Here is a 23,030-nt window from a genome sequence, read left to right as displayed (position 1 = left end):
AACGCCAGACGACAAGCGCCCCCGCATCAAATCAACCAAAACCGGAAACCGGCAGCAAAGCCGCGAAGGATTACCAAAGAGCAAAGCACCCGCCGCGCAAAAAAGAGTCACCGGAATTGCGATTTCCCTCTTGCAATATGGCGCAAGGACCGTTAAACACCGCGTCGAACGCCAAGACCACACATGCGGAGAGGTGCCGGAGTGGTCGAACGGGGCGGTCTCGAAAACCGTTGTACTAGCAATAGTACCGTGGGTTCGAATCCCACCCTCTCCGCCATTTTCACGAAGTGCAACTCAAAATTAAAGCAACGAAATTATGCTTACTCCGTGAAAACAGAGTTCACCCAACTTGCCGCACGCACTGCTCATACAGCACAGAACTTTTCGCTTCCAATTTTGTTGCGTGTTTTGCCCCCCCCTTTAAACTTCATTGAAGTAGTCGTATAACATCAAAAACATGATTGGCGGAAAAGGCATTTACCACCAACCAGCGCCCCGCCCTCACCTTCAGCAGGCGAACGGAAAATGAAGTTTCTTGGCATTATCCCAGCTCGCAGCGGGTCCAAGCGCCTCCCAAACAAGAACCTGATGCTGTGCAACAGGAAACCCTTAATAGGCTGGACGTGCGAGGCTGCAAAAGAATCCGCATCCATCGACTTGTGCATTGTCTCGACAGACAGCTTAGAGATCATGGAAACAGCAAATTCGTTCGGCATTGCCAGCCCCTTCATTCGCCCGGAAGAACTCTCAAATGATGAAGCAACATCGCTAAGTGTCGTAAAACACGCACTAGATTGGGCCGACGAGCACTGCGATGCAAATAAGCAACCCCGTTTTGATGCAGTAATCCTCCTGCAACCAACATCACCCTTGCGAACGGGAGACGACATCCGCAGAGCGAGGATCGCAATGCAGACAAGCAATGCCAACACAGTGGTTAGCGTCGTGAAGGCCCCCAAGAACTTTTCTGCATCAAAGATGATGACCATCAACCCGAACACAGATTCGCTGACCCCACTTCAACATGAGGACATCGTTGGAGATCTGTACTTAAGAGACGGCCCTTCAATTCTTATATCAGATAGGGAAACGATCAATGCCGGAAAACTTTACGGCAGAAAAGTTGCTCCTTGCGTGTTGGACTGGGAATCATTTGTGGACATAGATGTCCTAGACGAACTTAGAGAAGCGGAACGCCGTCTACAGCGGCGTCATCACAAACAATCCAATTAGACATCTCATGCAGCAAACTTTATTTTCCAGCAATCACCCCATTCGGGTACTAACACCATTTAGCGGAGACTCAATTGGTGGGAGTTACCTATCAGCGATTGCATTAATCCAGGAAGCGAACCAGCAGCGGACAGTTAATTACGAGATCGCAATACACCAACCAGGAAAGCTGGAAGAAAAGCTCAATCAACTCAACCTTCCTTACAAATCCCTTAACCTTAAGTGGATCACTATCGTCGACCTGAGCAAACGAAAAAAACTGACCCTGCCCTTTGAGTGGTCTATCACAACCTTAAAGCTATTCAGACTTCTGAAGAAGGAACGCTACCATGCTGTTCACGTGCACGATGGTCGAATGGCTTTAACTTGGGCGCTGCCCTGCAAACTCTCCAGAACACCACTAATCATTCATCAAAGAACCAAGTTTGCGAAATCAAACATCACAGAGTTAACATACAAAAGCTCCAGAATGATTATTGCAATAACAAAGTTTGTATTAGATAGCCTACCTGCTACTTTGCATAGTAAATGCGTTATTATTGACAACCCCGTAGAAGTCCCACCAAGAGATAGAGGCACTTCTCGTAAAATACTAGAAGATCGATTTGGAGTACGTAATGAATCATTTTTAATTACGATAATTGGAACTCATCAACACCAAAAAAGACAAGATTTTGCTATGAGAATAGCTCAAACACTAAAGGAAAGAAATATCGAAACAACTTTCTTTTTTATGGGAAAATATGGCGATAATACAATTGAAAAAATTAATAAAAAAATTTTGAAAAAAAAAATTGATGACATTTGCATAGTTGCTGGACATGTGGAAAGCTACGATTATCTTCCAGGATGCGATTTACTACTTGCGCCCGCAGTAGATGAGGGGTTTGGTAGGTCATTAATTGAGGCTATAACATACAATGTTCCCGTCTTAGCCTCTGCTTCTGGCGGGCACTTGGAAATACTTCAAAGCGATGCTGAAGACTCCCTTTTCAAACCAGATGACATAGACGACTGCTTAAGAAAAATTTACAAACACATCGAAGGGAAAGCCAAGTTTCCCAAAATTAAAGACTATTCAAATGAGAGGCATTGCGCGTCTGTGATAGAGGAAACACTTAGAGTGACGACACGATGAAGCACAACAAGCACTTGGTAATCGTGATTGAAAGCCTAGGTGGAGGTGGCGCTCAAAAGGCAGCAATAAATCTTGCTAGGCAATGGCACGAAGAAGGATTCATCGCAAGTTTCATACTGTTTTCAAAACAATCGGAAATCTGCTTCGCCCCCCCTTCCGAAGTTAAGATCCACTTTCTCGAAAAATGCCCCTCACCCGACGCACGTGGCGTGAGAGCAAACTTGCGTCGCATTTTTTTGCTTCGCAGAATGTTAAAGTCTTTAAACCCGGACACTGTCCTTACGATGGTCAGCACAACCAATACAATTGGCTGCCTCGCATCAATTGGAATGAAATGGCGCCTTGTCATTTCCGAACGAAACGACCCCACCAGACAAAAGATCGGAAGATTTTGGCAAATAGCGCGAACTTTGTCCTACCCGTTCGCGGATTTAATCACGGCAAATAGTGAAGTTGCCCTGAAGTTCCTCGCCAAACAACACAAAAAAGAAAAGCTACTTTATGTACCTAATATTGTGGCTACAAGTTCAGCAGATACAGTATCCCAAACCACAAAAATTTCATGTCTTAAGATACTTTCTGTAGGAAGGCTCCATAGACAGAAACGTTACGACGTGCTTCTTACTGCACTCTACATAGTCAGAAAGACGACTACGAATTTTCACTTAACGGTCCTTGGTGACGGCCCTCTTGCACCTGAGCTAAAAGAACAAAGCATCACCCTAGGCCTTGAAGAACACATTACCTGGCACGGCTTCCGGTCCGATACAGAAGAATTTTACAAGAAAAATCACGTTTTCGTGCTGGCATCAGACTATGAAGGATCTTCAAACGCCCTGCTCGAAGCTATGGCTTTCGGTTTAGCACCAGTCATATCAAACAGCCAGGAAGGATCACTTCAATACGTCAAAAACGAGGAAAGCGGATCTGTTTTCCAGCAAGGTGACGCAAATTCCCTAGCTGAACACCTGCTGGATTATTATCGATCCCCTCTACGACTTCGCCAACACCGTGAGAAAGCACTCCAAACATCAGTAAGTTTCGACAAAACTAACGCATTCGAAATATGGAAATCGGCGCTTACCGGCGAGATGCCATCTTAATAACGTCAATGACCTTCCCCTGCTGTACATTCGACAAATGCACTGAACACGGGATACTCAATGCATCCCTTTGCAACGCGCTCGAACAGCCGCCCCCGACGTAGGTAAAACTTCCATTAATTGCCAATTCGTGCATTGGCTTCCACAGCGGCCGACTTTGAATACCTTGATCAGACAGACACCGCATCAACTCTCGCGAGTTCATTCCGAAAATTCTATCGTCAACACGAATTGTATACAGCCAGTAAGCACAGGTTACGTCGGGCGCCTCTATCATGATCTGCACCCCGGGAATATCCACCAATTCCCGACTGTATACTGCTGCAATATTACGCTTTTTGGCAACAAACTCTGACAGCTTTTCCATTTGCGCACAACCGATCGCTGCCTGAATATTCGTCATGCGATAGTTATAACCGATCATGTCATGGTCATATTCAACTTCATCACTCTTGGCTTGTGTACTCAAATGACGAGCCAGGGAAACAATATCAAGATTGTTACTAACCACCATCCCGCCGCCACCAGTTGTCAGCAACTTATTCCCATTGAAACTGAAGCAGCTTGCCACTCCGATATTACCAACAGAGGTTCCTTTATAAGATGCACCTAGACTTTCTGTCGCATCCTCAATCACCGACAGCCCGTACTCTTCAGCAATGTCCATGAGAGAAGACATATCAACGGGATGCCCCAAAATATGAACAGGCACCACTGCCGCAACCTTTCGCCCGGATTTCTTATTACGGGTAACCCCCTGACGGAACGAACATTTGTTCTCCAGATACTCGCGAACCAACTTTACGTTCATCTGCATCGTCTCAGGCTCAGCGTCAATTAGGACTGGACGCGCCCCAGTGTAGCGAATTGCGTTTATCGGCGCGACAAACGTTAGATCTGATACCAACACTTCGTCGTCTGGCTGAACATTTGCCGCCAGCAAAGCCAAATGAAGAGCAGATGTTCCATTTACAACAGCAACACCGCTGCGCGCGCCGACAGCGCCGGACAGAAGCTGTTCAAACCGGTTGACATACTGCCCCGCAGACGACACCCACCCCGTATCCAAGCAATCTTTAACATATTGCCATTCATTGCCATCAAAAAACGGGGTTGAAAGTGGAATCATTTACATGCGCCTCTCTGGTCAATTAAACGTGGTTCAAATGCTATACGCCGAAGTCTTGTAATGTGCGAGATTTGCAGGATCCGAGAACCACTCAACAGTTTTTTTAATGCCCATCCGAAACCCCTCAAGTCCTCCATAACGCGGCTCCCAGCCTACAAGGCTCTTTGCTTTCTTATTGCAGGCCCACAATCGATCAACTTCGCTGTCTCTTGGCCGCACGCGCGCATTGTCCAAAACCACCTCAATGTCGCGCCCCGTAACTTCGGAAATGATCTTAACAACTTGACCAACAGACACCTCGAAATTTGAACCAAAGTTAATTACTTCGCCAGCTCCTGCATCTGAGAGCCCCATCATCATGAATCCGCGCGCTATATCTTCTACGAAGTTAAAATCACGCGTTGGCTCAAGAGAACCAAGCTTTACTTTGCCCTCACCGTGTAGCGCCTGTGAGATAATTGTTGGAATAACAGCACGTGCTGATTGACGCGGCCCATAGGTATTAAACGGCCGCATAACAGCAACGGGTGTCTCAAAAGACCGATAGTACGATATGGCCATTTGATCTGCTCCGATCTTTGAAGCAGAATAAGGAGACTGACCAACGAGAGGGTGCTCTTCTGTGATCGGCACGAATTGAGCAGAGCCGTAAGTTTCACTCGTTGACGTATGCACCATCCTCGAAACTCCGTACTCACGCACCGCCTCAAGCACATTTAACGTACCAGTAACGTTCGTATCGACATACGAGTACGGGGCAACATAAGAGTACGGAATCCCGATAAGCGCGGCCAGATGTAAAACAATATCAACCCCCTTAACCGCGCCACGCACCGCTAGAGGGTCTCTCACGTCCCCGAGCACAGGACGAAACTGCCCCATAACGTCTTCAGAACAACTGTCAAGCCAACCAAATTGCCCAAACGAATTGTAGTAACAAAATGCAGTCACATCGAAACCACGCCTTACAAGCAACTCTGTAAGATGCGAGCCAATGAATCCATCTGCACCAGTAACAAGAATTTTTTTGCTGTTCATCAAAACACTTTAAATTGTGAATAGTCGCCTTTGGAGCAAGTGCTGCGGAAATTACGAGTTTAGCTTGCTTTTCGTCAATCAAAAACGCGCTGTCTGATCGATCTATCAAACAGGTTTTCAAGCACATCATGCAATACTCAAATGCATATATGCGTCAGCCACATCTGAGGCACTTTTAAGCGTTACTTAAATTCCTGTCCCCCCCCTCAAAGATGAAAGCAGCTGCAAATATTGCCACACATTGAATTTTAGTTTAGTGACTACCTTGAGAGATTGGCGAAGAGCAGCCTCAAAATCATACAAAGCTCAGCGCAGCTAAGACCGAAACAACTATCAGGAATATCGCAATGACGATCTCGGGAATTGTGCCCAACATGGTGACCCCTATGACCGAGTCCGGTCATCCAGATGTTCCTGGCATTGAACGGCTTGGTCAGTTTCTGGTCAACTCCGGTGTTGGCGGCATCTGGCTGCTTGGCTCTGCCGGCGAAGACGTACATATCTCGCAGCAAGATAGAAGCACTGTAACAAAAACGCTTACCAACACTGTTCAAAACAAAGTTCCTGTCATTGTCGGTCTAGGTACAGCACCTTATTACGACATCATGAATTTTGTAGAGAATGTAGATTGCGACCATATAGCCGGCTACCATTTTCTGCCTTATGACTTAAAGCTTGGGGACAAGGCACTTGTTTCATATGTCCGCAAAATTGCAGACAACCTGCCTCGGCCACTTTGGCTCTATCATAATCCCAAACGCGGTAGACCGATCACTTTAGAAATTGCAAAAGAGTTGAGCGAACACTCAAACATCGCCGGGATCAAAGTTGGCGGCTACAACCTCACCGAGTTAACCAAAATGATGATGCTCAAGTCACCTCATTTTCAGGTATCTGGTGCCGGTGGTGGCCAATTGTACCAGCTGCTATCTCTCGGCGCAGAACTTCACATGACCAGCGACGCAAATTGCTGGCCAGAGGTATTTATTGAGCTCAAAAGGCTTTTTGATGCAGGGCTCCGTGACGATGCTCTAGCTTTGCAGCATCGCATCATCGGCCTATCGTCGAGATTGCCGAGAAACGGCAACGGTGAGTATGCTGCAGAAGAAAAGTATATCCTGTCTCTCAGAGGGATCTGTGAAGACTGGGTGAACCCCGCATACAACCGACTGACCGATTCCGAAAAGAATACAACCAAGTCCGTTCTCGCTGACTTCGGTTTTGACTGGGCAAAACAACCTTAAAGCTTTCAGAAATTGCAAGTCACCGCATTTATTCCCGCAAAGATGCAATCAAGGCGCGTGAAAAGAAAAAACATGCGTCTTGTTGCAGGCAAACCACTCCTTCATTACTCAATCGCTGCGGCAAAGCTAGCGCCGCAAATTCATAGGGTGGTTGTAAGCTCGGAAGACAACGAACCTTTGGAATATGCGGAAGCCGCCGGCGTGAATATTCACCGCCGGGAAACAAGCCTTTCTGATGAGATTACAACAAATTTTGAGGTTCTACGAAGCTGGTATAACTCAGAGAAAATCAAACCAGATCTCGTTGTTTTACTTCAACCTTCTCATCCATTCCGCAACATCCACGAACTGTCTAGCGCGGTTGAAATCATGAAAGCATCGCCAACATTAGATAGTTTCATTACCATTAAAAAAGCCCCAAAAATGATCGGGACCATCTCGGCCCAAAATGACTTCTCTATCGCGTGTGAGACAACCTCACCTGAAGTTCTTTATCAAAACGCAGGCACGTTTTACATATTCCGTCCGGAACGCACGTTTAATATGGGCAGCAAATTTGGAGACAAAATCGGATGCATCAAGCTAACATTCCCACAATGGGAGGTTGACGTCGATTACGAGCAGGACTTGCTTTATGCTGAGGCAATAATTGATTGTACTCCAGAATTGCAAGAAACCTATCTAAAGACGAAATCTGGACAAACAATGACTTAGAGAGAACGGAGAAATTTTTCTTCCTATTCCGACTGAGCTGCCTATCCCCTGAGAATGGGATTTTTTTATAGCAAAAGCATAATAGTAGAGTGGACGAATGAACACCTCAAATTTCCAACAAGGGTCACAAAGCGCCTTTGACGATAACTGGCAAAACCGATCTGAAACAGACTACGTTCACTGGACCAAGACCGAACCAGCTAATCAAATTCAGTTTGCTTTCCGCCAGCATTGGCTCCTTTTTAACGAATTACTTGAGCAACAGCCCCTCAAGAACAAAGAAGTACTGGAAGTTGGCTGCGGACGCGGCAGTTTAAGCATGTATTTTGCTGACGCAGGCTGTAACTGCACCCTGATCGATAGCTCTGAGCAGGCGATTTCGACCGCACGTCGACTGTTCGCGCGGAATGGCCTGAACGCGAGAATTGAAGTTGGAAATGCCTTAGAACTTAATGACCCGGATGATAGCTATGATGTAGTTTTCTCAATCGGGCTGCTCGAACATTTTGACAATATTGCAGCACCACTTGCAGAACAGGTTCGCGTGCTTAAGCCTGGGGGGACGTTGTTTGTCTACGTTGTTCCAGAAGATTCTGGCGATATTCAACGCGACTATGAATGGATCAACGACTTACTGCAAGCCAGCTTTGACGGCTTAAACAACGAAAAAGACTCAACACCTAAAGAAAAAGAAGAAGTCTACCGGAATGGATACCTCCCGCAAAGGTATGTCGACACTTTAAAAACACTTGGCATTCCGTCTCCGGAATTTTCAGGCGTGTACTCTGTCCCGATGATTTCTCACTCAATATACTTTCCGTTTACCCTTAACAATCCAGAAATGGAAAAGATCCTTACTCGCCATTTCAGCAACATTGTAAGTGAGCAAACCAAGTCTTCTGGCAAGAATGGCTGGTTATGTGAAGCTGGTTACGGAAACGCGTTCCTTGTCTGGGGGAAAAAGGCACCTTGAGACCAAGAATACTAAATCTCGACCCGCATCAGTACAGTGATGAAGCGTCCCGCATTCTAGAGGAATTAGGTGATCTAGAGCAAAAGAACATCACGCGAGATAAACTATTAGATTCTGCGCACATCTATGACGTTGTTATCGGACGCTTCACACACAAACTTGACCGCGAGTTTTTTGAACGAGCAACCAACCTGAAAGTGGTCGGTAGCGCAACCACCGGCCTTGATCACATAGATATAGATACGGCAACACGCCAAGGCGTGCGCGTTCTGTCCCTCAAAGGAGAATCAGAGTTCTTATCTACTGTACGCGCGACGCCAGAGCATACTTTGGCGCTACTGCTGGCAGTTTTAAGACGAATTCCAGCAGCCCACTCTGAAGCAACCACAAATTCGTGGAACAGAGAAAAATTCAGAGGCGCGGAGATATTCGGAAGCAAAGTGGGCTTAGTTGGCTTTGGACGCGTGGGACAAATTTTAGCCACGTACTTTAATGCTCTGGGAGCAATTGTCGGATATTATGACATACGTGATGCAACTACTCCTATCAACACTTCACCTTCTTGCACAAAATTTTTCTCAATTACGTCACTGATTAAAAGCAGCAATATCGTAATATGCTGCGCGTCACTTAATGAGGACAACGTAAATCTTTTTGACGACTATATGTTTTCTCATTTCAACTCAGGAACATACTTTATAAACACGGCTCGCGGACAGATTGTAGATGAAGACGCTTTACTGACAGCACTTAGAGATGGAAGAGTGTCTGCAGCAGGCGTCGACGTTCTGAAGGATGAATTCAGCCTCCAACACGGCAAAACTGATAGGCCATTACTGAATTTTGCGCGGGAGAACCCGGACCGACTATTGATCACTCCGCACATTTCCGGCGCAACATTTGATTCTATGCACAAAACCGAAATATTTATCGCAAACAAAATTAAGAAATTTTTCCATGAGAATAGCGTTACTTGAGTGTTCTACAACCCCATGGCTTGACATTGCTACCCAACTTGAAAAAGTCCTCGACGCAGAAATTGTACTCTGGACAGCTTCCACTGGGCTGCATGAACAAATAGCCAATCGCTTTCCAAGAACTCATCGTTATTCCAATTTCGACGCTTGCGCAGGTAACCCTCCTAGTTTTCTAAATTCATCCGAGTTGCATCATCCAGATAGTTGCCAAAATGCCGCACTCTTCGAGAAGTTCGCAACTGTTTTGACTATGATGAACAGATGGGATTATGACGGTCATCGCTTTACTTACCTTGAACGCAACAGACACGTTAATTTACTTAGCAGTATCTGGGCCACGATTTTGCGCGATCTCAAAATCGATGTTGTAATTGCCCCAACCAGCCCTCATCAGGTATATGATTACATTACTTACTTGCTATGCCGGGCAAACTCTATTCCGTTCATCTTCTTCGAACGAACCTTTATGTTGGATCGTCTCTTCCCACTAGCATCCCTTGAAGACGTAGCAGAAATAATCCCCCGTTCACTTCAGCTCCCTAGTCATTACCGCAACTTGGATGCAGATATAAGAAGTGAACTGGATCGCATTCAGGACAAGTATGACCTGGGTAAACCTGCATACGTTCCTAACAGCGAAATGCGACAAGCAACACTCCTATCGGACTACAAGCGTGATGTATTACGTTTGTTTTCAGCAATTGGCGGAACAGCTTTCAATTGGAAGGGTCACCAATACAAGACCTTAATGAAGGTCAGCAGACAACCATTAACTAAAAAACAGGCATCCGGACCGATAGCATTGCTGGAGAGATTGCGCCAAATATATAGGATGCGCTGCAGAAAAAAAACATATCAGCGGCACGCCCGCCTCCCCGATCTCGACTCACATTACATCTATTTTTCACTTAGCAGACAACCAGAGCGTACAACTTCCCCCAACGCTGGCATCTACGCAGATCAAATAATCGCGCTAAAAGAGCTCTCAGACGCCATGCCTGCCGGCTGGAAGCTGTACGTCAAAGAAAACCCGAGGCAATTTACGTCAAAAACACGGGCCCATCATCTCGGAACCTATAGAGATGAACAGTTTTACACAGAGATCCGTAACCTCAAAAATGTTGAGTTTATTCCATTAACCTCAGACCCGTTTGTGCTAATAGATAACGCCAAAGCCGTTGCAACGACCACAGGCAGCGTTGGATGGGAAGCTCTCGTAAGAGGAAAGCCTGCTATCATATTTGCACCAACTTGGTATTCTAATTGCCCCGGAGCATACAAAGTATCGGAGGCCCAAAATGCACCTTCTATCATTGCGGAACTGACCCTGAAAAATTGGGAAGGCCCTACCCGTGAGAACGTGGAACAATTTGCGTCTGGAATTTCTTTAATCTGTGAAAAGGCATTCATCGATACCGATATGGAAAAATTTTCTAATATAGACAGAAAGAAAAACTCGCAGAACATAGCTAAAATGGTTGAATTAACTCTAAAAACATTCAACAATAAAAAACAATGAAAAACCGCACCACACCGAAAAACCCTTACGTCGCAACCATAGAGACGATAAAATGGATACTTCAAAAATATCCAAAGAATACTTTAATTATTATATCAATGTCTTTATTTTCGTTTATATCCGAAAACATAGGGATTATTCTTTTAGTACCAATAATTCAGATATTTTTTCAATCTGGAATCACTGATTCCGCTGATTCATATGCCATAGAATATTTAATTTTATCTTTGAACAAGTTCGAAATTCCAGTCGATCTCGGATATCTTCTTTTATTATTTATTTCACTTATAATAATAAAATCTCTCTTTATGTTTACTGTCGGCCTGTATAGAGCACGCTTCAAACTGACCGTAATGCGTGACTTACGCATGGGAATTTATGAAACCCTCATTGACTCGAACTGGAACAATATTCGCGTCCAGCATATCGGAACACTTAACAACATATTCACGACAGAAATCACCAATGCTTCGACAGCATGTGTAAGTGCAATAAATCTGATAATCTCGCTAACAGGATCAATAGTTTATATAATATTCATAGCGAACCTATCACCAATAGTTCTAGCCCTGATCTCTATTTTCGCTTTTGTCGCAGTGATTTTAATAAAACCTCTACAAAAATTGTCCCTAACAAAAGGACAAGAGCGCGTTAACAACCTTCACTCTCTATCGCAACACTTCAACGACACCATTCGAAATGCAAAAACGATAAAAGCCACTCAAAGAAGGGAAATCACAGATCAACAATTTAAAACACTAAACAATATTTTTTACAAAATTGGGTCTTCATTAAGTACATACAGTGTTTTGCTAACAAACATAAAAGAACCACTTGGCGCATTGTTTTTGGCCTCGATACTATACTCAGGAGTTGTCGAAACCGGCGGAGATATAACGGTACTTGGCGCGACAATTATCTTACTTACCCGACTGATTGAAAAGCTGTGGACCATTCCAACCCTCGTTCAATCCTGTGGCTCACTTTACGGCGCAGTCACAAGTGTATCAGATCAAATTAGCTCTAACAGGAAACACCATGAGGTACTTAGAGAGGACGGAGTAAAGGCGACCTTAACGCAAACTTTAGAAGTGCAAAACTTATCGATCAGAAAAGGTAGTAAGTTAATTCTCTCAGACTTCAGTGCGTCCTTCTCTTATCCTGGATTGCATGTCATAACCGGTCCTTCCGGAGTTGGTAAATCAACATTGATTCTTTCTCTGCTCGACCTAGAGATACCGGAAAATGGCAAGGTAATGATTGACGGAGTTCCGCTTTCACAGGCCAACTTGAAACATTGGCGCCACCAAGTTGGCTTCTTGCCTCAGGAAGTTACGCTATATCCACGAACGCTAAGAGAAAACATCACCCAAGGCATAGCAGGGATTCCGGACGATGACATCTGGAATGTCCTAAAGATGACAAACCTTAACGATTTGGTGAAAGAGCTTCCAGGCCAACTCGACTTTATACTGGACACGGAAGGGAGCAACTTATCGGGGGGGCAAAGACAACGAATAGGGCTGGCCCGTGCAATAATCAACTCTCCGCGCCTGCTCTTGGTAGACGAGGCAACGAGCGCCCTAGATGTTGATACAAAAAAGCTGATAGCAGCAGAACTGGCAAACTTAAGCCAAAACTGCTGTATCATTGCGGTAAGCCATGATGTAGAGCTCAATGAAGTTGCTTCTCAAGTAATTCGCCTAACTGAAAACTAATATGACGACCGAAACAGTGATGGAAAATGGTGACCCAAAGGCTTAATCCTGTTAAACGGACCATAGACTGCAGAAGGTGTTAAATGTCTCGATTGCAAGCTCGACTGCTCAATAATGAAATGTATGTCATTGCCGAAATAGGGATGGCTCACGATGGTAGTCTAGGCCTAGCCAAGGCGTATATTGAGGCCGCAGCGAAATCCGGCGCAGACGCGGTAAAGCTGCAGACCCATATCGCGGACGCAGAAAGCACCCCCAACGAGCCATTTCGCTTGAAAGGTGTCTTTATTCAAGACACCAGTCGATACGAATATTGGAAAAGAACCGCGTTCACGGCTGAACAATGGCACCTACTCTCGAATTTTGCTAAACAATGGGGTGTAGATTTTCTGAGCTCTCCGTTTTCGCTCGAAGCAATCGACTTACTTGACAATTTTTGCGAAGTTCCCGCTTGGAAAATTGCTTCTGGCGAAGTCAACAACATACCACTTTTGACAAAAGCAGCAGGGACAGGAAAGCCAGTTCTTATCTCATCAGGCATGAGCTCATGGGAAGAATTGGATATAGCTGTTAAAACAGTTCAAGAATCAGGCGCACTTGCAGCCGTATTCCAATGCACCACCGCCTATCCTTGTCCTCCTGAGCGAATTGGCATTAATCTGCTAAAGGAAATGAAAGATCGCTATAATGTACCAGTGGGCCTGTCCGATCATTCTGGGACGATTTTTGCTGGGCTCGCTTCGGCAGCCCTAAACGCCGAACTTCTGGAAGTTCACATAACGATGAGCAAAGGAATGTTTGGCCCAGACGTCATTGCCTCCGTCACCATGGAAGAGTTCAAACAACTTGTTGATGGCATTCGGTTTATTGAGACAATGAAAACCCACCCCACTCAAAAAGATGAACTCGCCAGCGAGATGGGTGAACTAAGGTCGATTTTCAACAAAAGTATCGTCTACAAAAGAGACCTTGACCGCGGACACCAACTCACAGAAGACGATTTGACCTTCAAAAAGCCAGGAACGGGCCTCCCCACCTCAGCTATGAAACTGGTCATAAACCAAAAGCTCTGCAAACCTGTATCGGCTAACAATATTGTATCACTCGACGATCTTGTCTGCGACAAGAACACTCACTAAGCTCAGGTTATAATGACAAGAAAAATTGCAATCCCTGTTGTCGACAGAGCCAATTTTGGTCGTCTGCTCCCAGTCATGCAAGCGATTCAGGAGCACCCTGACCTCGAAATGCAGGTGATTGCCTCTGGAACGACTTTACTTGACAGATTTGGCCGAACAGAAAAGCAAATTATTGAAGCTGGGTTCAATATTGACAGTCGCGTATATGTCGAACTTGAAGGAGGCCGCCCAGTAACAATGGCAAAGTCATTGGGATTTTGCGTGATAGAGGCTGCAACAGCACTCAATAACCTCCAGCCCGACGTTGTCCTCTTGATTGGAGATCGTTACGAGGCTTTAGGTTTCGCAATGGCTGCAGCATATCAGAATATTCCACTTGCCCATATTCAAGGAGGAGAAATAAGTGGAAGTATTGATGAATCCGCCCGCCACGCAATTTCAAAGTTTGCGCAGTATCACTTTCCATCAACAGATCAAGCAGCCCGCATCCTCCTACAACTAGGCGAACGCCCAGATACCGTTTTCAATTATGGCTGTCCCGTTGGCGATTTGATTTTGCGAATGGACCCATCTCTTCCGGAAGATGCGTTTTCATCTGGAGTGGGGGCCCCAATTGACGCATCAGATGAGTACGCACTGGTAATATTTCATCCTGTCACAACATCTTACGAGAACCAGGAAAGCGAATGCCTGAATTTGCTGCATGCCATGCAAGAGATTCAGATGCCAACCATATGGCTTTGGCCCAACATCGATGCTGGAGGCGACACCATCAGCCGAGTATTGCGATCATACAGAGAAAGCGATCACGAAAACAGATGGCTGCGTATGGTTAAAGGGTTTAATCCATCTCTGTATCAAAAAGTTCTGTTCAACGCGTCAATAGCTATCGGAAACTCCAGCAGCTTCTTGCGTGACACATCCTTTATGGGAACTCCTGTTGTACTTGTCGGCGATCGCCAGCAAACAAGAGAACATGCCCAAAATGTTATTAGAACGAGCGCCAGAAAACTAGATATAAAAGCTGCTGTAGAAATTCAACGCACCCACGGTCGCTATCCTATTTCTCAGCTTTATGGCGATGGCACTGCGGGCCCGCGTATAGCTCAAAAATTAGCAGAGATGCCGCTTTACGTTCAGAAGAAAATTTGTATTGTAAATTAAGGTCAATGCCCTCCTTACAAAGACAGAAGGAGGGCACTTTGAAAGAACAACGCATTTATCACAACAAATGCCTACAATAAAACTCCCCCGATTATGATTTCTTTGTCTTGATAATATCAAGAATCCGATGCGTAGTCATACCATCTGAAAAACCGAAGTAATGCTCACACATTTCCTGAACTCGTTTATCACTACCCACAACAGCCAACTTATTCTCGGAACCTATCTGCATTATTTCTAGTAATTCCTCTTTAGAGTGCGCCAAATTAAACAAATCATAGTATCCTCTGAAGAACAGAGCATCCTCATGGCTTCCCTCGGCTTCCTCAAATATAGGGAGAATTGTCGGCCTCCCCCTCAACCTTCCCTCTAACACAACGGAGCTATTCAAGGCTACAATAGCCCGGGAACCATCAATAAGTTCCGGAGCCGGCTTGCTTGTGATTCTGAAATTAGGAATATCAACAACATCCACTCCGCAGCCTTCGCGAACTGCTCGTGTGATTTCGCTGATCCAATTAACGTCGGTAAGCTTCGGTTTGACAAAAACTATTGTATCGGGATGCTCTATTGCAAATTGAGCTGCAGCGGCATGTACCACATTAAATAATTTAACGAACCCATGTGAGTCGTCTTTACAAAAGTATTTCGAGCGTTGCGCCTTAACCTCGAGGAATGCGCCTGTGTAATGGGCAAATGAAAATAACGTAATAACCTTTGGAAGTGAATGGACATCTGGAGGCGGAGAAGATAGGGGGCCAATCAAATCATCCGACCGGATCAAACCACTTAGTACTAATTTGGATTCATCAATTAAATTCGCCTTAATAGCGATTTCTTTCGCGGTTTCGTTAGCGACGCAAACTATTGACCCATGCCATTTACTCCCGGATGCGCCTTTTGCGATTGCCTTTATTTCTTTATGCCTTTGTGGAACGGAGGTCATCTCCTTATGGACAGATATGAATGGAAATCCAATTTCTTCGCAAGCATACGCCCATAACTTCTCTTGCCTGTAATGCGCCGCAGGTGAAACGATCGCACTAACCCCGAGAACCTTGGTGATCACACGCACAAACCACCCCAAACGGCTCACTAGAACTCTTCTTAACTCAATGTATTTTTTTTCTTCTGAGTAATAGATATCGCGCATTGTTTCACTATCACTCATCTCAGGAGCAACAATAGCGTTTATAAACACGATAAACTTAGAAGGCATTTCGTAAACGACTGCTCTTCCAGAACGCTCATACAAGGAGACATCCTGAGGCGCTCTAAATGAACTAAAATGAAGTATCCCTATTTTACCTTTTCCTATGAGGCTTTTTCTTTTCACCAATACATAAATCCCACAATATACTGAAATAAATGCAGATACAATTTTCGTTCTCAGAACACACTTTAAATAACGACGCCCCATATTTCTCACAAAAACCGCCTTATAATTATCACACCCTATGGCCCTGAATTATCTCTTTAATAATTTCTTGAAAGTGCGCACCAAAATCGTCAACTCTAATGAGTATATCCTCTGACATATTTTTTTGCTCCGCACACAAGAATTCATAATACGATAGATCTCTTGTGATGCGGGAAAATTCTTCAATTAGTTCTCTAAATTCCCTCACTACAGTTACACCGCGGTAATCATCCCAAGTACGAATATTTAAATTAACGTAATCATAGTTAATCACTGGTATTGAAAGAATAGTAGAAACTTCAATGGTTGTTGAATTACTACATATACATAGATCACTATTTTTCATTTCTTCAGAAAATTTTTCCTTAGATATTGTGCAGTGAAATTCTTCAGATAAAAAAATGTAGTCCTCAAGTTTAGACTTTGGATGCAGTGATAAAATCACCTCGTAATCGCCTTGGGTAACAGTACACACCATTTCGCGCACCCCCTTAATGTGTGTGTTCCAGTCACATAGAGACTGCTCCGCATAACTCGGAACCATCACAATAATTTTTAGAGGTAACTTTTTTTGAGGTTTGTCCCTGACTAAATCATTTAGAGCAACGCTGCCACTAAGAATTAACTTTCTCTCCGGCACTCCGCCGGCTGCCAACCTTCTTAGCTTGCGTTTCCCTTCGACAAAAATGGCATTACTTCTGCCCATCCCTTGATACCACGGGTTACTTGAAGACATCCCCATAAGCTCTAATGCAACGACCAGCCAACCAGGAGAAAAAATCTTCTCATGGTCATCAGGAGACAAATGGTGAGGGAAGAAAGTGCGAACAATTCTGTTCCAAAACAGAGTTCTGCAACCGGCAGAAGCATGAAACTTACGGTGCTGAGACCTCTGCGTTAGCTCCGAACTCGGATCAGTAGGAACCATCGTAGTTAAGGAAATGACGGTTGGGATTGACAGCTCTTCGCAAGCTTTGATTACTGGAGGAATCCAGCCCAACTCACGATCACCAGGCAACAACAACAGTTCAATTTTTTCTGCACAAAGAAGCCCCAACGCAAGATTTGTCATACGGCGTAGGGTTTTGATTGTCAGCACCAAACGTACCGTGCCAACTAGAAAATTATGTCTAATATAATCTTCGTTAAATACCTTCTCTAAGGCCCTAATCGCGAACACACCAATTCGTGTCCTAGATACGAACTTGAAATGTCCCTGATCTTGGCGCTCCACTTCAGGCAGGCGCAGAGCACCATAGCCACACGATTTCAGTTTCTGATATACAATCTCACTCTCGACAATAAAAACCGGCTCAAAATCTTGGCTAGCAAACAAGATTTCATATTGCTGCCGCATCTCCACAAGAGAACTTAAATTTCTCGGGAATAGCGCAATACGTACTTTTCTAGACATTATATCAATCAATACGAATACAGCAAAAGAGCTGCGTCTCTTTCATGGCGTTTTTCCCAAGCAGCAGGAATTGCCTCCTTTACCTGCTCCCAATCCACCTGAATACGGTTCTCATGATCAAAGTGCGCCTTGACAATCTGAACGCGCTTTTCAAACTCAGCAACAATACATTCGTCGATGAGGTTTAAACCATAGTCAACTAGAACAATACCCCGATCACTGAGCAACGCGGCTCGCATTGCACTTGAAATAAAGTCAAACACGATAACATCGCCCTTAAGAAACATTTCTTCGAACCGGCAATTGCTTATCGTTGCCTCAAATTTCTCTGAAAACTCTGCTGGATAGGGCTCATTGTCCTCCGGGTGTGGCTTTAACGTTAAATCGTAACCCTCCTTTCTCAGCTCTGAGAAAAGACGGCATGTAAAGTCCTTTTGAACAATACCGGGAGGCAGACAGTTTAAGGATATTACGTCCCCCGGAGAAATTGTCGTTGCATAGATAATTTTTTCCGGCAACAGCGGCTGCCGGCCTGCTTCGGCGATAGAAATTGATCCCCGTTGAGCACTTAACTCACTGCTGCTTATACTTTCCAATATTGGCAAGGTAAGATATTTATCGAGCTTCTCCCGCTCTCGAATGCGGCTTGCTTGGAACTCGCCATATGCAACATATTCGTGAACAATATCAAACCTGCCCGGGAGGTCTTCTGGCGTATAGAAACAACCGATACCCTCCCCGTGATCAAACATTACAATATGCGAACCATTCCTCAAGCAGGCAATCCGAATAATTCTCGTCAAAGCACTATTAACAGACCCGGCCCACAAAACAGAGGGAGTAAGGTTTTGCTCTACGAGCCGTTGAATGTGCCAGTGAGACTGAGCAATTAAAATTGAACAGAAATCACCAAAATAGGTTGCCAGATAATCTGGAAACTGAAAGTCATTGGTCAGATACTCAGCGATATCCTTCCCCAAAGAGGCCGCGTAGTTATCTGATGCGACATCCACTTTTAACTTTTCTGGATCAAAGATGTACCACTGTTCAAAAGATTCAAGAACAACTTTAGGAGTAACTTTTGCCGCAACCTGCGCTATCAATCCAGTTGAAGCAATAGAGACTGTACGCCCAGAGAGAACCGCGTGGCCTAGTTCACAGCGAGCAAATGGCGACTTTAAAACAACCCCCCCCACCTTACGTTTCACACGGCGAGTAAACGTTACCTTCTTTCTGCAGATAGCGAGATCAAATACAATTTTCCTATACTCTGGACGCTGATGAGTACGTACTGCCTTCGAAATTCTGCCGTTCCATGAGTCTAGAATCTGCCGATTTGCACCTGATGCATAAACTTCATAAACTCGTACGTGCCGATTGAGAGCGAGGAATTCATTTAATATTTCTGGAAAACAAGCAGACAACGCATAGCCATGATCGGATTCTTGGTCGATAAGCTCCCGAGTTTTATCCAACAGAAAATTAAAGAATTTCCAGCCTTGCCCCAATTCCTCTCGACGAGACAAAGGCCACAAGAATCCTGCTACACCGTCAGACGTAAGTTCCACGGCATTGGAGCTATCGATATTACCCAAGACCTTCAATTTCCTCTTCGGCCAACTTCAAGTCACCGGCCCGACCAATATCTCTCCAGTATTCATGGATAGCGAATACACTAACTAATCCGTTTTTATTAAGACTCATCTCAATCAAGTCAGTCATGTCCATTTTTGAACCATCAAGCATCTGCAATACAGATGGGTTCAATACATATATTCCCGCGTTCACCATATGTGACAACTTTGGCTTCTCGATTAAACTTTTCAACTGCACACCTTCTGCATTCAGAACTCCAAACGGAATTTCTGTAATGTGCTCAACGGCCCCCACTGTAATTTCTGCACCCTGATCTGCATGAAAGTCGAGAAGGCTTTGCATATTTACACGCGTCAATAAATCACCATTCATAACAAGCATTGGCTCAACTGGTCGACGGTCAAGCAGCCACAACGCCCCACAAGTTCCAAGCTTGTCTTCTTCTCGTATGTAGCTAATATTCAAACCGAACCTACTTCCGTCTCCAAAATAATCTTCGATTACATGAGAAAGATAGTTGACCGCTATAGAAATATTTCGGAACCCCTGATTTCTCAAATTTTCGAGCAAATGCTCCATAATTGGACGCCCTGCAACAGGAACCATTGGCTTGGGAATAGTCTCCGTTAGCGGGCGTAATCTCATTCCCAGTCCACCAGCTAGAATAACAACACTCGTTTCCTTTGCTGGAATATCTGTGAAGTCTTCCAAAGAAATCACATCTATCAATTTTCCGTCGTCAGTCACTATGGGAATTCTGGACTGCTGACGCTCTTGCATCAGAATTTTGGCCCTAGACCTTTCCTGATGTTCCGATAGGACTGTTGGAGAGCTATTCATGATATCAGTTACTGGCCGATCCAAATTTATCCGAGCCAGAATACCACGACGGATATCGCCATCAGTAATAGTGCCGATCAAACGTTCCTGTTCATCCAGAACAAAGCAAATTTGCGTGCTGGCATCATTTATGACCTTTATGGCATCCAAGATCGCCGTGCTAGGCCGGACAATTGCCTTAGTCCAATTAATCATGAGAATTCACATCCAACTTCGAAACAGGACCAAAATAGTAAGCTCCGTAGGTTCGCTAATTTCAATTGGTGGAACATTTTCCCAAAAGAAACTCGGCAAATTCAAGATCCAGCTCACTGTCAATATCAATACCTCGCTCTCTCGGCATCGAATAGACTTCGGTTCCATGCCCAACCACGTACTTAATATCAGCAAAAAGACGAGATCTTTGCCAAACATAAACAGCACCATTCAGGACATAAACTATTGGAGCATCTTGCCTTCGAACAATTTTGCGAGCCAAATCAGAAAAGAATTCCCATTCCCCGTCATCAGTTCGTTTAATCATTGTGTAATAAGGTGACTCAGTCGCTTCATGAGCGCTCACTACATTTGCCGCTTTGGTGGAGAGGATAAGAGACATAGCACTACGAATATCGTCAACAACACGCATTGGCGAGGTTACTGCAATATCGCAGACATAATCGACTTCTGCATTCTGTTGCCGCTCCACAAACTGCACACAGTGCCTGATTGCCGGTATCTTGCCAGCAACGTCACTTGATAGTTCTGCCGGACGTTTCACAAGAATATCTGCGCCAGCAGATCTACCTTCTGCCAAAATTCGGTCGTCATCCGACGAAACTGCGATTACATCAAACTCACCACTTTCCCGCGCTTGTTTAACAGCTCGCTCAACTAGACTCTTTCCTCCAAGTTTCCTTAGGTTTTTTCCTGGAACCCCTTTACTCCCGCCACGAGCTAATACTGTTGCAAGCTTCAATGCTTATTCTCCCTAGCCACAATTTGCGAGCTGCCAACTATGGTCGTATTGTTTGGAATGTCTCGGACAACGACAGAACCGGCACCTATCACGCATCCCTCACCTATTTTGATACCTTCACGAATTACCGCGTTACTCCCAACGAATGTGTTTGTCCCAATTGAGACTCCCCCACAAAGGACCGCGCCAGGAGCTACATGAACATTTTCACCAAGAACACAATGGTGCTCAACGATCGCGGAAGTGTTCAACACGCAGTTTTTTCCGACCTCAGAGCCCACATTAACAACGGCATTCGCACCCACGAAGCAGCCATTTTCTATTTCACTGAACTTAGAAAGCGTCGATGAAGGATGGACAACCAAAGCCGGAGAAATTCCGTCTAGTTTTGACAGCCTAGAAAAAACTTCCTGTCTTTTAGACCAAGAACTTAAGGCTCCAAAAGCAATGATAAAATGCGCCACTTGCCCATTGCTAACAAGCTCCGGTAGATCGCAATCGAGACCAGTGAAAGCGCTTTCGATTACCTGGATTAACGGAGCATCATTGCGCTCGGCTATAATAATTGGTTTGTAACGCAATTGCTCAATCATCGCGTCCACAACCACAGCCGCATGCCCACCAGCACCTATCACGGCGCATCCAGGTAAGTCCTTTACTTCACTGGTCATCATTAGAAATCATCGACCAAGTCAGTTGCGTGCCAGTAGGAATTCGGAGCAGAGCTCGTTGACCAACAATCTCTTGCAGCAAAGACGGTGAGATACCTGTCCCAGGCCGTTTACATGTTAAATCGTCAAGAGTTAGTAACTGACCGGTAGAAATATCCTTTTTTGCAAACACGCTTTTCCGTGCCGCCGCTAAAGTTTCGACCTCAACATCCATTAAAACCTTATCTCTTCTCCCCATAGCCAGCTCAACCTGGCGAACATTATATACCAGATTCTTAAACTCATCAGGCTCCATCGAAACCAAATGATCAGGACCTCGAAGCCCTCGATCAATTGTAATATGTTTCTCCAGCACTTTTGCACCCATTGCAACACTCGCTAATGGAACAATTTCCCCCAGTGTATGATCGGAGTAGCCAATCGGACAACTGTATCTTTCCATCATCTCTCGCATTGCCAACAAGTTCGCATCCTTGACCGGCGTAGGATAAGAACTCGTGCAATGGAGAAGCGAAATATCATTGTTGCCTGCCAGAGTAACCAGTTCCACAGCAGCATCTATCTCTAACCAGTTTGCCATACCTGTTGACAGAATCATCGGGCGCTGCTTCTTAGCTAAGTACTCAAGGAAAGGGAGATTTGTTAGCTCTCCAGAACTAACCTTAAATAGCGGAAGATCGAGTGAGTGCAGAAAGTCTGCACTTTCTTCTTCAAATGGAGTTGATAGAAATAAAATTCCTCTTTCCGAACAATGCTTGATTAGTTGTGGATACGCTTCCCTGGGCAATTCCAACCGTTTGAGCATATCAAATTGTGTTTCACCAACAGCTTCCGGCTCGTTATCAACTTGATATTTCGCTCTTCGAGCACCAACACTGACTAGCTCTTCAGCCGTAAAAGTCTGAAATTTAACAGCATCTGCCTCTGCATCTGCAGCTATATCAATCAATCTGTGCGCATGCTCAATATCACCATTATGATTGACACCCGCCTCGGCAATGATGAAGCATCTTGTCATTCCACAAACACTGAATTTCATTGA

At 44.8% G+C, this 23,030-nt stretch carries 20 protein-coding genes and 1 tRNA gene; 12 read left to right on the top strand and 9 right to left on the bottom strand.

All coding sequences use genetic code 11. The features are described from left to right. The first annotated feature begins 187 nt into the window (after positions 1–187). The 4 genes from M9H61_RS17625 (at position 188) to M9H61_RS17610 (ending at position 3,474) form a co-directional block, all read left to right on the top strand. A tRNA-Ser gene (locus M9H61_RS17625) sits at positions 188–277 on the top strand. Between the two features lie 248 nt (positions 278–525). Then, positions 526–1,233, top strand: coding sequence for a cytidylyltransferase domain-containing protein (locus M9H61_RS17620; protein ID WP_250282010.1), 708 nt, complete (start codon positions 526–528; stop codon positions 1,231–1,233). Positions 1,234–1,240: 7 nt separating this feature from the next. Beyond that, positions 1,241–2,371, top strand: a complete 1,131-nt coding sequence (locus tag M9H61_RS17615) for a glycosyltransferase family 4 protein (protein WP_250282007.1) — start codon at positions 1,241–1,243, stop codon at positions 2,369–2,371. Then, entirely contained in the window at positions 2,368–3,474 is a 1,107-nt protein-coding gene (locus tag M9H61_RS17610) for a glycosyltransferase (RefSeq protein ID WP_250282006.1), read from the top strand. The genes M9H61_RS17615 and M9H61_RS17610 overlap by 4 nt, the downstream gene beginning before the upstream one ends. On the opposite strand, the gene M9H61_RS17605 is transcribed toward M9H61_RS17610, so the two are convergent. Together M9H61_RS17605 and M9H61_RS17600 are read right to left on the bottom strand one after the other, a co-directional pair. Then, the gene (locus M9H61_RS17605) at positions 3,452–4,603 is read right to left on the bottom strand and encodes a LegC family aminotransferase (RefSeq protein WP_250282003.1); all 1,152 of its coding nucleotides are present in this window, start codon (positions 4,601–4,603) and stop codon (positions 3,452–3,454) included. The two genes, M9H61_RS17610 and M9H61_RS17605, sit on opposite strands and share 23 nt — an antisense overlap. 33 nt (positions 4,604–4,636) lie before the next feature. After that, positions 4,637–5,641, bottom strand: a complete 1,005-nt coding sequence (locus tag M9H61_RS17600; RefSeq protein ID WP_250281997.1) for an NAD-dependent 4,6-dehydratase LegB — start codon at positions 5,639–5,641, stop codon at positions 4,637–4,639. 347 nt (positions 5,642–5,988) lie between these two features. Between M9H61_RS17600 and M9H61_RS17595 the strand changes: the two genes are divergently transcribed. The 8 genes from M9H61_RS17595 (at position 5,989) to neuC (ending at position 15,089) form a co-directional block, all read left to right on the top strand. Then, the gene (locus M9H61_RS17595) at positions 5,989–6,885 is read left to right on the top strand and encodes a dihydrodipicolinate synthase family protein (RefSeq protein WP_250281991.1); all 897 of its coding nucleotides are present in this window, start codon (positions 5,989–5,991) and stop codon (positions 6,883–6,885) included. Between the two features lie 72 nt (positions 6,886–6,957). Beyond that, the gene (locus M9H61_RS17590) at positions 6,958–7,599 is read left to right on the top strand and encodes a cytidylyltransferase domain-containing protein (protein ID WP_250281989.1); all 642 of its coding nucleotides are present in this window, start codon (positions 6,958–6,960) and stop codon (positions 7,597–7,599) included. Positions 7,600–7,696: 97 nt separating this feature from the next. Beyond that, complete coding sequence (locus M9H61_RS17585) at positions 7,697–8,572, top strand: class I SAM-dependent methyltransferase (protein ID WP_250281986.1); 876 nt, start codon at positions 7,697–7,699, stop codon at positions 8,570–8,572. Further along, positions 8,569–9,549, top strand: a complete 981-nt coding sequence (locus M9H61_RS17580; RefSeq protein ID WP_250281985.1) for a D-isomer specific 2-hydroxyacid dehydrogenase family protein — start codon at positions 8,569–8,571, stop codon at positions 9,547–9,549. The genes M9H61_RS17585 and M9H61_RS17580 overlap by 4 nt, the downstream gene beginning before the upstream one ends. Then, positions 9,530–11,068 (top strand): hypothetical protein, encoded by a 1,539-nt coding sequence (locus tag M9H61_RS17575; RefSeq protein WP_250281983.1) that lies wholly within the window; start codon positions 9,530–9,532, stop codon positions 11,066–11,068. The genes M9H61_RS17580 and M9H61_RS17575 overlap by 20 nt, the downstream gene beginning before the upstream one ends. Further along, complete coding sequence (locus M9H61_RS17570; protein WP_250281981.1) at positions 11,065–12,786, top strand: ABC transporter ATP-binding protein; 1,722 nt, start codon at positions 11,065–11,067, stop codon at positions 12,784–12,786. The genes M9H61_RS17575 and M9H61_RS17570 overlap by 4 nt, the downstream gene beginning before the upstream one ends. Positions 12,787–12,869: 83 nt before the next feature. Beyond that, the gene (locus tag M9H61_RS17565; RefSeq protein ID WP_250281979.1) at positions 12,870–13,925 is read left to right on the top strand and encodes an N-acetylneuraminate synthase family protein; all 1,056 of its coding nucleotides are present in this window, start codon (positions 12,870–12,872) and stop codon (positions 13,923–13,925) included. A 12-nt stretch (positions 13,926–13,937) separates the two neighbouring features. After that, a complete protein-coding gene (neuC, locus tag M9H61_RS17560; protein ID WP_250281977.1) occupies positions 13,938–15,089 on the top strand; it encodes a UDP-N-acetylglucosamine 2-epimerase in 1,152 nt (383 codons plus the stop codon). A gap of 91 nt (positions 15,090–15,180) precedes the next feature. Here neuC and M9H61_RS17555 read toward each other — a convergent pair whose 3' ends face one another. From M9H61_RS17555 to neuB, 7 genes are all read right to left on the bottom strand, one after another. After that, complete coding sequence (locus M9H61_RS17555) at positions 15,181–16,425, bottom strand: hypothetical protein (RefSeq protein ID WP_250281974.1); 1,245 nt, start codon at positions 16,423–16,425, stop codon at positions 15,181–15,183. 112 nt (positions 16,426–16,537) lie between these two features. Then, complete coding sequence (locus M9H61_RS17550; protein WP_250281973.1) at positions 16,538–17,923, bottom strand: hypothetical protein; 1,386 nt, start codon at positions 17,921–17,923, stop codon at positions 16,538–16,540. 8 nt (positions 17,924–17,931) lie between these two features. After that, positions 17,932–19,518, bottom strand: coding sequence for a hypothetical protein (locus tag M9H61_RS17545; protein ID WP_250281971.1), 1,587 nt, complete (start codon positions 19,516–19,518; stop codon positions 17,932–17,934). Then, complete coding sequence (locus M9H61_RS17540) at positions 19,511–20,554, bottom strand: nucleotidyltransferase family protein (RefSeq protein WP_250281969.1); 1,044 nt, start codon at positions 20,552–20,554, stop codon at positions 19,511–19,513. Before M9H61_RS17540 ends, M9H61_RS17545 begins: the two co-directional genes overlap by 8 nt. A 61-nt stretch (positions 20,555–20,615) precedes the next feature. Beyond that, positions 20,616–21,317 carry a cytidylyltransferase domain-containing protein gene (locus M9H61_RS17535; protein WP_250281968.1) on the bottom strand — a complete coding sequence of 234 codons (702 nt, stop codon included), beginning with the start codon at positions 21,315–21,317 and terminating at the stop codon, positions 20,616–20,618. Further along, complete coding sequence (locus M9H61_RS17530; RefSeq protein WP_250281966.1) at positions 21,314–21,991, bottom strand: acetyltransferase; 678 nt, start codon at positions 21,989–21,991, stop codon at positions 21,314–21,316. Before M9H61_RS17530 ends, M9H61_RS17535 begins: the two co-directional genes overlap by 4 nt. Continuing rightward, on the bottom strand, positions 21,978–23,027 hold the full coding sequence (neuB, locus tag M9H61_RS17525; RefSeq protein ID WP_250281964.1) for an N-acetylneuraminate synthase: 1,050 nt from the start codon (positions 23,025–23,027) through the stop codon (positions 21,978–21,980). Before neuB ends, M9H61_RS17530 begins: the two co-directional genes overlap by 14 nt. Positions 23,028–23,030 lie beyond the last annotated feature (3 nt).

Source organism: Thalassospira sp. GO-4 (assembly GCF_023588965.1).
GTDB classification, from domain to species: Bacteria; Pseudomonadota; Alphaproteobacteria; order Rhodospirillales; family Thalassospiraceae; genus Thalassospira; species Thalassospira povalilytica.
This window is presented reverse-complemented; position numbering and strand designations above follow the sequence as displayed.